A 9,763-nucleotide genomic window follows, 5' to 3' on the forward strand; every position below is an offset into this window, starting at 1 on the left:
CTGCGTCGTGAGCAGGATGGTGGTGCCGTCCGCCACCAGGCTCTCGATGAAGCCCCACATCTCGACCCGGCTACGGGGGTCGAGCCCGGTCGTGGGCTCGTCGAGGATGATCACCGGCGGGCGGGCGACGAGGCTGGCCCCGAGGTCGAGCCGGCGCCGCATGCCGCCCGAGTAGGTCTTCACCTGGCGGTCGGCGGCGTTGGTGAGGGAGAAGCGCTCGAGCACCTCGTCGGCCCGGCGGCTGACGTCGGCCCGGCCCAGGTGGTACAGGCGTCCGACCAGCTCGATGTTCTCCCGACCGGTCAGCGTCTCGTCGACCGCCGCATATTGGCCGGCCAGGCCGATGATCGGGCGGATGGCGGCAGCGTCATGCACGACGTCGAGGCCGCCGATGCGGGCGTAGCCCTCGTCGGGGGCCAGCAGCGTGGCGAGGATGCGCACGAGCGTCGTCTTGCCGGCGCCGTTGGGGCCGAGCAGGCCGAGGACCTTGGCCCGATCGGCGGTCAGGTCGACGCCGCAGAGTGCCTTGGTGGTGCCGAACGCCTTCTTGACGCCCGCGACCTCGATCATGGTGTCGGCCATCAACCCTCGAGAACGATGTGGGGCGGAAATGGCCAATCTAGCGGCCGGCTACCCGCCCCCGTTCAGGTCGCTGGCCTTTCCTGCTGGACGCATAGATATCAGTACTTCTACTGATGTAGTCGGGCGCTCAGGTCCGTACCGTCTCTTGTAGAGGTAAATCCGTGCCTACGAGAGGTGGTCCCGATGTCTCCACGCGCCCTGGCCGAAACCGGGAGGCGTGGGCCCGCGAGAATGGCGCGAGCGGTTCGCCCTCAATGGGCTCTTGCCGGTGCGGCCGTCGTAGCCCTGGCGGCGGCTGCGTGCACGACCTCGCCCACCACGGCGACAACGACCTCTCTCACCAGCGATAGCCCCAACAACACGTCGGGACTTGGCCAACTGGTGACCTTCACCGCCAAGGTCGTCGCCAAGAGTCCGGGCTCCGGCACCCCGACCGGAGCGGTCCAGTTCACCGACAGCGGCGCTGCGCTCGGGTGCACCGGCGGCTCCCCGACCCTGGACACCAACGCCACGGCCACCTGCACGACATCGACGCTGACCCTCGGTCCGCACACGATCACCGCCGCCTACGGGGGCGGCGGGCACTTCGCTTCCTCCTCCGGCACGCTCACCCAGAACGTGAACCAGCAAGCGCCCTAGGCGGCGGACCTGACGTCAGCGCCCCGCGGCGGTCAGAGCAGCCCCCCGTCGGTCAGAGCAGGACAGTGTCCTCCGGTTCGGGCACGAGCCGATTCTCGATGGCGCCGACCCGCTCGATCTCGATCCGCACCACGTCGCCCGGTGCGAGCAGAGCAGGAGGTGTGCGGGCAAACCCGACACCCGAAGGGGTCCCGGTCGAGACGATCGTGCCCGGCTGGAGGGTGAAGACGGCAGAGAGATGGGCGATCTGGTCGTAGCAGTCGAAGACGAGGTCGTCGGTCCTGGCTTGCTGGCGGAGCTCGCCGTTCACCCACGTTCGGAGACCGAGGGCGTGAGGGTCGCCGACCTCATCGGGCGACACCAACCACGGCCCGATCGGACCGTGGGTGTCGAAGGACTTGCCCATGGTCCACGTCGGTGAGGCCATCTGCCAGTCCCGCACGCTCACATCGTCGACCACCACGAACCCGGCGATCACCTCACGAGCGCGCTCACGCGGTACGTGGCGACATCGCCGACCGATCACGAACCCGAGCTCGCCCTCGTAGTCGACGTGCGCCGGTGCGACGCGGGGAATGTGCACCTCATCCGTCGGTCCGGCGACACACGACGACTGCTTGTTGAAGAACACCGGCACGGTCGGGAGGGGTTGGCCAGTCTCGGCCGCGTGCGATCGGTAGTTCAGCCCGATGGCGAGGAACTCGGGCGGGCGGGCCACCGGCGCCTCCAGGCGGACCTGGGTCAGCGGGAGCCGGGGCGCCGAGGATGCGGCGGCTGACGCCGCCTCGAGGCCGTCGTCGGCAAGAAGGGCGCCGAGGTCGGTCGGGAGGTGGTCGAGGCCGAGGTCGGCGATCTCCTCGCCGAGCACGACCCCGAGCCGGGTCACACCTTCATGGCTGAAGCGGGCGATCTTCATGTCCCATCCGGTTCGCGGTCCTGCGGTCGGGGCGCAGGCGTTCGCCGAGACACTACGCTGCGCCCGGAGGTTGGGGCCGACGGCGACAGCCGCCAGAAGCTGGGAAGCGAGTGGAACGTACTGGGGGCAAGAGCGCGGGGATCGCCGGTGGGCGCGGAGCGGGCCGTCGAGCAGGCGCTCCGCTGCTACCTCACGCGACGGCTGCGGCACCCGGCTCCATGGCTTCGGACGGTGACAGGACGGTGACCATGACGGCTCGAACCGAACGTGAGGCGAGCGCCGCCACGCCTGCCGGTCACGACGCGCCCCTCGACGACGCCGAGGTCGCCCGCCTCGTCCGGCGCATGGCGGGCCGTTGGGCGGGGCGCTACCTGGCCGTGGTGGCCGGAGCGATCGCCTTCGTCGTGGTGGTGAGCGTGGCCCCGAGCCGCAGCCCCAGCACGCCGACCGGCGTCCTGGGCGGCCCGGCCTCGGCGACCGGCACCTACGGCAACTCGGCCGGCAACGCCCCCGCGTCCACCTCGCCGGCCAGCTCCCCGCCGCCAGCTGCGCCGGCCGGGTCGGGAGCCCTGGCCTTGGCCACCGACGGGGCACCCGACACGGGGGCCGGCGGATCGGCGACGGCGCTCGGCGCCACTGGCCAGACGGCCACCGACAGCAGCGCGGGGACGACGGCCGACGCGGGCACGACCCCCGGCGGCTCGTCGCCGTCCTGCGCGCCGAGCACGCCGAGCCAGCCCAGCCCGCCGAGCCAGCCCAGCCCGCCGAGCCAGCCCGGGGAGCCGGGCCTGCCGGCGCCGCTGCCGCCGCTGCCACCGCTCCCGGTGTTGCCGGTTCCCCTTCCCGGCCTCCCGGTGGCGTTGTCCTCGGTGATCCCCCTGATCCCGCCGAATGCCCTGCCGCTCCTGCCCGCCACCGGCCTCGACACCGGGTGTCAGGGTGCGGCGGGCGGGGCCCTCCCCAACGCGGCGCCGAGCCCTCCCAGCACCACGGGCGCTCCTCCCCCGCCAGCGCACGCCGCCACCCCGACCCCGGCGTCCGGTCGGGTCGCGCGGATCCCGTGAGCCTGCCACCGGGTCTGCTCGGCGGGCTGACGGGTCTGGCCTCGGACCCCGAGGCCCGCCGGGATGCCGAGTCGCGCGTCGGGCGCTGGGCAGCCGTCACCGGCCTGGTGGCGCTGGTCTGGACCCTGGCCTCCACGCTGCTGCCCGGCGGCCTGCCGGTGGGCGTGGTGCTGCTCGGGCTGGTGCTGGGCGGGCTGAGCTCGCTCACCGCCATGGGCCTGGTGCTGGTGTACCGATCGAGCCGGATCATCAACTTCGCCCAGGCCGAGATCGGCGGCCTGGCCGCGGCGGTGGCTGTCGTGATGGTGGCTGGCTGGCGTCTGCCGTACTTCGCCGCCCTGCCCGTGGGCCTCCTGGCGGCGGTGCTCACCGGGGCGCTGATCGACGCCACCGTGGTCCGGAAGTTCTTCACCGCGCCACGGCTCATCCTCACCGTCGCCACCATCGGCCTGGCCCAGGTGCTGGGGTCGGCCGAGATCGGCCTGCCCACGGTCTTCGCCCACCTGCAGCCGCTCACCACCTTCAAGACCCCGTTCCGGTTCACCTTTCGGGTGGGGCCTCTCGTGTTCAGCGGCGACCACGTCGTGGCCATGTGCGTGGTGCCCGTGGCCCTGCTCGGGCTGGCCTGGTTCTTCTCCCGCTCCGACCTGGGCATCGCCGTGCGCGGCGCCGCCGACTCGAACGAGCGGGCCCTCCTGCTGGGCATCCCGGTCCGACGCCTCTCGCGCATCACCTGGGTGATGGCGGCCGGGCTGTCGGGCCTGGGCGCGATGTTGTCCGCGCCCATCCTCGGCCCCAACCTGGGCGTCGTGGCGGGCCCCGAGTCGCTGCTCGCCCCGCTGGCGGCGGCGGTCATCGCCCGCATGGAGAGCCTGCCCGTGGCCGTCGGAGCCAGCTTGGGCATCGGCGTCTTCCAGCAGGCGGTGTTCTGGAGCTATCCCCGGTCGTCGACGGTCGACGTGGCCCTCTTCGCCATGGTGCTCATCGCCCTGCTCGCCCAGCGCCGTCGGGTCACCCGCACCGACGACTCGGGTCTCGGCGGCTACGTGGCCGTCAAGGAGGTGCGGGCCATTCCCGCGGCCCTGGCCCGGCTGCCGGAGGTACGCAGCGCGCGTGTCTTCGGCTGGCTGGCGCTCGCCGTGGTGGCCCTCGTCGTGCCCCTCGCGTTGTCGCAGGCCCGCCTCACGTTGGCGACCTACATCGCCATCTACGGGATCCTCGCTGTGTCCCTCGTCGTGCTGACGGGCTGGGCCGGCCAGATCAGCCTGGGCCAGTTCGCCTTCGCCGGCGTGGGGGCAGCGGCGACAGCCACGCTGCTGGTCCACGCCCACGCCGACTTCTTCGTCGCGCTCCTCGTCGCCGCCATGGTGGGGGCGGGCGTCGCCGTGGCTGTCGGCATACCCGCGCTGCGCATCCCGGGGCTGTTCCTGGCGGTGACCACGCTGGCCTTCGCCGTGCCCGTGTCGACCTACCTGTTGAACTCGGCGTACTTCCCGTCCCTCACCCCGGCCCAGCTGGCCCGACCACTGGTGCTGGACCGCTTCGACCTCGACTCGACCCGGGTCTTCTACTACTTCTGCCTCGGGGCGCTGGTGGTGTGCTGCCTGTTGGCCCGAAACTTTCGCCGCACCCGGGCCGGTCGGGTGGTGGTGGCGGTGCGCGACAACGCGCGCGGCGCGGCCGCCTTCTCCATCAGCGCGGTGCGAGCCAAGCTCACGGCGTTCGCCTTCTCGGGAGCATTGGCCGGCGTGGCCGGCGGTCTCTATGTGGTGGGCCTGCGGGGCGTGCCCTTCTCGGGCTTCAACCCGCTCGCCAGCCTGCAGGTGTTCACCATGGTGGTCATCGGCGGGCTGGGATCGCTGCCGGGGGCACTGCTGGGCGCGATCTACGTGGAGGGGGTGCAGGCCTACCTCCGCGGCGGCGCGCAGCTGTTCGCCACCGGGACCGGGCTGCTCGGGCTGTTGATGATGGCCCCCGGTGGGCTCGGCGAGGTGGTGTACGGGCTGCGGGACCGGGCCCTGCGGGCCCTGGCCCGGTCCAAGGGCCTGTCGGTGCCCAGCCTGGCCGAGACCGCGGCCTTCGAGCCTCGCGACGGGACGGCGCCCGATGGGACAGCCGACCACGCGGAGCCCGGTGCCATCGCCTCGATGGCCGCGGATGGCGGCGCGGTCGGCGCCCGGGCTGAAGACACCCGGCGGGAGTCCCCCGGCGGCGTCCCCGGTCGGTCCGGTCAGCTGCCGGGTGCGGCGCTCCTCACCTGCACCGGCATCGACGCCGCCTACGGCCAGGTCCAGGTCCTCTTCGGCGTGGACCTGGCCGTGGCCGAAGGCGAGGTGCTGGCCCTGCTCGGCACCAACGGGGCCGGCAAGTCCACCATCCTCCGGGTGGCCGCGGGGCTGCTGCGTCCCTCGTCGGGGCGCGTCATCTTCGACGGGGCCGACGTGACCAAGGCCGATCCGGTGCAGCGAGTCAAGGCCGGCCTGGTGTGCGTGCCCGGCGGACGAGGGGTGTTCGCCTCCCTCACCGTGGCCGAGAACCTGCGCCTGGCCGGCTGGCTCACCCGGCGCGACCGCGCCTTCATGGACGAGACGACGTGGCGGGTGCTCGAGCTGTTCCCCGTGCTCGGCGAGCGGCTCTCGGCCAAGGCCTCCTCGCTCTCGGGCGGCGAGCAGCAGATGTTGACGCTGGCCCAGGTGCTCTTCTGCCGGCCCCGGCTCATCATGATCGACGAGCTGTCCCTCGGGCTGGCCCCGAGCGTGGTCTCGACGCTGCTCGGCGTGGTGCGTGCGATCGCCGAGTCCGGCACCACCATCGTGCTGGTCGAGCAGTCGGTGAACCTGGCCACGTCCCTCGCCGAGCGAGCGGCCTTCATGGAGCGGGGCCAGGTCCGCTTCGCCGGTGCGACGGCGGAGCTCACCGAGCGCCCGGACCTGCTGCGCTCGGTGTTCCTGGGCCAGGTCAGCGCAGACCGCCGACCGCGTCGGACGCCCCCGGAGGGGGAGGAGGCCGCCGGCCCGGACGAGGTGCCGCCCGCAGCGCTGGAAGTTGCGGGCATGGCCAAGGCCTACGGAGGGGTGAGCGCCGTCTCGGGGGTGGACCTCTACCTGACCCAGGGCGAGATCCTCGGCATCATCGGGTCCAACGGAGCCGGCAAGACGACCCTGTTCGACCTGTGCTCGGGCTTCACCGTCGCCGACGCCGGCCGCATCTACCTCGCCGGTGAGGACCTGACCGACCTGGACCCCGCGGGGCGGGCCGAGCGAGGTCTCGGGCGAATGTTCCAGGACGCCCGGCTCTTCCCGTCCCTGACGGTGGCAGAGACCCTGGCCGTGGCGCGCGAGCGCCCCGTCGCGGTGGGCGATCCGGTGGCCTGTGCCCTCCGGATCGGGGCGGTGGTCGACTCCGAGACGGCGGTGGCCGAGCGGGTCGACGAGCTGATCGAGTCCATGGGGCTCAGCCGCTACAGAGATGCCTTCGTGTCCGAGCTGTCGACCGGGACCCGCCGGGTGGTCGAGCTCGCCTGCGCCCTGGCCCACGAGCCGTCGGTGCTGCTGCTGGACGAGCCCTCGTCGGGCATCGCCCAGCGCGAGACGGAGGCGCTCGGCGAGCTGCTCCTGCAGGTCCGGGAGCAGACAGGTGCCGCGTTTGTCATCATCGAGCACGACGTGCCGCTCGTCTCGTCCATCTCCGACCGCCTGGTGTGCATGCACCTCGGCGGGATCATCGCCGCTGGCGAGCCGGGTGCCGTGCTGAGCGACCCGGGTGTGATCTCCTCCTATCTCGGCGACAGCCCCGAGTCGATCGCCCGCTCGGGTCGCGTCGCCGGCGGACAGTCTCGGCCGGCTCGTCGCCCGCCCCATTCCACCGCCGGCCCGGGAGGGCGGCCCGATGAGATGGCGGGCACGCAGTCGGGTGGGGGTTGGCGGGGAAGTTGAGGCGAGCGCCGCCGGCACTCCCGCTGAACCGGCACATCGAGTTCGCCTACGGCGTGCCCGACCAGGTCTCTCCGCTCGTCCGCCGAGTGGTAGCCAACAACCCGAACCAGTTCACGTTCACCGGCACCGGCACCCACCTCGTCGGCGACGAGGGTGTGGCCATCGTCGATCCGGGTCCCGAGCTAGCAGACCACGTGGCCGCCATCATGGCCGCGCTCGGCGGCGCCACCGTGAGCCACATCCTCGTGACCCACACCCACCGTGACCACTCACCCGCAGCGCGTCTCCTCCAGGAGCAGACCGGCGCCCCCACCTACGGCTGGGGTCCCCATCCGGTCGGCGGCGCCGAGGGGTTCGAGGAGGCGGGCGATACGGATTACGTGCCCGACGTGACCGTGCACCACGGTGACATCATCCACGGGACCGGGTGGACGATCGAGTGTCTCGCCACACCCGGGCACATCTCGAACCACGTCTGTTACGCCCTCCTCGAGGAGCGAGGGCTGTTCACCGGCGATCACGTGATGGGCTGGTCGACGAGCGTGGTCTCGCCCCCCGAGGGCAACATGGGCGACTACCTCCGCAGCCTCGAGCTCCTGCTGACGCGCGACGACGAGCTCTACTGGCCTACTCACGGCCCTCCGGTGCGCGACCCGAGGCCGCTGGTTCGGGCCTTCATCGCCCATCGGCAGCACCGCGAGGACCAGATCATGGACTGCATGGCGTCGGGGCGGAACACGATCGAGGCGATGGTCCCGGTCATCTACGCCGAGGTCGCGCCCGAGCTTCATCCCGCGGCGTCCCGTTCGACCTACGCCCACCTCCTGCACCTGGTCGAGACGGGCCGTGTCCAGAGCGAGGGCGATCCCTCCTCGGGCGCGCGCTACTTCCCGAGCTGACCACCATGGTCACCGGTCCCGATCTCTGACCACGGTTGCGTCGCGTACCACGGCGTGAGCTGCATCCATCCCGGAGACTTGGGCCCGTCGATGACGAGGGCGTGGCCGACACGACCCTGGGCGACCGAGTCGACGGGCAGCCGTCGCTGTCGCCTCGTCGATGTGGTGACGCTGGAGCGGGGGGCGCGTGTCCTCGGCCGCCACGGGCTCTTCGATACCGACCGCACCGCGACATCCGCCTCGCCGGCCAGGACGGAGACGAGCTCGAGCGTGCGGAGATCCCCGACCCCCGGCAGGATCACCTTCGTCCCGAACAACGACATGAACCCATCCGCCGCCTGCCCCCAACGCGCTCTCGCCTGGGACAGATCCTGGAGGCAGGCGAGGGTGAGCAGGCCTTGGCTCGCTCCCTCCGACACGATCTCGGCCAGGTCGGGCAGGGGCGCCACGTTGGCGACCTCATCCAGCGCCAACAGCACGGGCGGGTCGAGCGCGCCTCCCTTCGTGAGCTCGTGCGCGGCGTGGGCGTAGGTGGCCGAGCGGATCTCCTCGATGAGCCCGACGACGATGGGCGCGACCAGCGCCTGCTGGCGCGCCGGCGCGCACACGTAGATGGTGTCGAGGCTGGTCGGAAACAGGGCGGGATCGAAGTTCGGCGAGCCGGCCTGGGCCAGCGCCGCCGGCGACCGATAGGCGGCCAGCGCGCCCGCCGCCGTGGAGACGATGCTGCTCCGCTCGCGTGCCTCCGTGGTGGCGATGCGCTCCAGGACGTCGAGGGCGATCTCGGCGTCATTGGCCGCCAGGATCGTCGCCGCACCATCGAGCTCGGCGCGGTGAACGGCCCTGAACACGAAGTCCATCGCCCTTCCACCGAGCGCCGCCGCGTGCAGCAACGGCGCGAGGAGAGTCTCGGCCCGCTCCACCCAGTGGGACGCGTCGGCGATGCCCCCCGGCCGGGAGGCCCCCAACATGGCTCGCGCCATCACCAGAGCCCCGTCCCACCGGCGCGAACCCTCGACCGGCGACCAGTGCAGCAGGGTCAGCCCCGGCGGCACCGCCACCTGTCCCGACGGGTAGAATACCCAGCACGTGCCCAGCCGCCCCCGAGCCGCTGCTGTCGCATTGAGCACGTCGAGCTTGGTCGACGTCGACACGACCGCGCCGTTGGCAGCCAGGATGGCTGGAACGACGATCGCCGTGGTCTTGCCCGAACGGGGCGGACCCAGCACGAGCGCCCCCGACCCCCGCGCCGCCAAGGCCCAACCGTGCGCTCCCGCGCCGAGGTAGATCCGGTTGCCGTGCACGCCCATCTGGTGCAGCACCTGCGCGTGCACATCCTGCCCTCTCGCCGCCGGCGCCACCTCATTGCGTGCGTCGTCCCCAGCTGACCCCATGCCGCGGAGATGCTAACGCTCTGCCTTTCCCGGCTCCGCCTGGCTGGTCGTCGATGGTTGCCACGGCTGGCCATGCCCGCCGATGGCCCCCATAGGCTGTGCCATGCTGGCTCCGCACGGTGGCCGTAGCTCAGTTGGTTAGAGCGCCAGGTTGTGGCCCTGGAGGTCGGGGGTTCAAGTCCCCTCGGTCACCCTCATCGTCCCGCCGGCGACGGCTGCTCACGGCGGCTCCCTCCCACCTCCGCCACCGCCCAGTAGTCCCGCCTGGCGGTCCTGCTCGGTCTTGCGCTGGTGGCACTCGTAGCAACGGCCGGCCATGTTGTCGCGACTGGTG

General features: G+C 72.1%; 7 protein-coding genes and 1 tRNA gene. 5 read left to right on the top strand and 3 right to left on the bottom strand.

The genetic code is table 11. The features are described from left to right. Window positions 1-582 (bottom strand): ATP-binding cassette domain-containing protein (locus tag VH112_00100; protein ID HEX4538622.1); only part of this gene is annotated, 582 nt, incomplete at its 3' end. A 231-nt stretch (window positions 583-813) separates the two neighbouring features. On the opposite strand from VH112_00100, the gene VH112_00105 reads away from it, so the two are divergent. Continuing rightward, a complete protein-coding gene (locus VH112_00105; protein ID HEX4538623.1) occupies window positions 814-1,221 on the top strand; it encodes an Ig-like domain-containing protein in 408 nt (135 codons plus the stop codon). A gap of 52 nt (window positions 1,222-1,273) precedes the next feature. Here the strand turns inward: VH112_00105 and VH112_00110 are convergent, their stop codons facing one another. Beyond that, complete coding sequence (locus VH112_00110) at window positions 1,274-2,137, bottom strand: fumarylacetoacetate hydrolase family protein (GenBank protein HEX4538624.1); 864 nt, start codon at window positions 2,135-2,137, stop codon at window positions 1,274-1,276. Window positions 2,138-2,385: 248 nt separating this feature from the next. Between VH112_00110 and VH112_00115 the strand changes: the two genes are divergently transcribed. From VH112_00115 to VH112_00125, 3 genes are read left to right on the top strand one after another with little or no spacing between them, the layout of a single operon-like run. Beyond that, entirely contained in the window at window positions 2,386-3,201 is an 816-nt protein-coding gene (locus VH112_00115; GenBank protein HEX4538625.1) for a hypothetical protein, read from the top strand. Beyond that, window positions 3,198-7,136, top strand: coding sequence for an ATP-binding cassette domain-containing protein (locus VH112_00120; GenBank protein HEX4538626.1), 3,939 nt, complete (start codon window positions 3,198-3,200; stop codon window positions 7,134-7,136). The genes VH112_00115 and VH112_00120 overlap by 4 nt, the downstream gene beginning before the upstream one ends. Then, entirely contained in the window at window positions 7,121-8,035 is a 915-nt protein-coding gene (locus VH112_00125) for an MBL fold metallo-hydrolase (protein ID HEX4538627.1), read from the top strand. Before VH112_00120 ends, VH112_00125 begins: the two co-directional genes overlap by 16 nt. Here VH112_00125 and VH112_00130 read toward each other — a convergent pair. Beyond that, on the bottom strand, window positions 8,020-9,429 hold the full coding sequence (locus VH112_00130) for a type IV secretory system conjugative DNA transfer family protein (protein HEX4538628.1): 1,410 nt from the start codon (window positions 9,427-9,429) through the stop codon (window positions 8,020-8,022). The genes VH112_00125 and VH112_00130 overlap by 16 nt on opposite strands. Before the next feature lie 119 nt (window positions 9,430-9,548). Here VH112_00130 and VH112_00135 point away from each other — a divergent pair. Next, window positions 9,549-9,622, top strand: a tRNA-His gene (locus tag VH112_00135). The last annotated feature ends 141 nt before the right edge of the window (window positions 9,623-9,763 follow it).

This window comes from Acidimicrobiales bacterium (genome assembly GCA_036270875.1).
In the GTDB taxonomy this organism is placed as follows: domain Bacteria; phylum Actinomycetota; class Acidimicrobiia; order Acidimicrobiales; family AC-9; genus AC-9.

Excerpts from the sequence above, each read along its gene's own strand:
- VH112_00110 (HEX4538624.1), bottom strand. The coding sequence starts at position 2,137 with ATGAAGATCGCCCGCTTCAGCCATGAAGGTGTGACCCGGCTCGGGGTC.
- VH112_00105 (HEX4538623.1), top strand. The coding sequence starts at position 814 with ATGGCGCGAGCGGTTCGCCCTCAATGGGCTCTTGCCGGTGCGGCCGTC.
- VH112_00130 (HEX4538628.1), bottom strand. The coding sequence starts at position 9,429 with ATGGGGTCAGCTGGGGACGACGCACGCAATGAGGTGGCGCCGGCGGCG.
- VH112_00115 (HEX4538625.1), top strand. The coding sequence starts at position 2,386 with ATGACGGCTCGAACCGAACGTGAGGCGAGCGCCGCCACGCCTGCCGGT.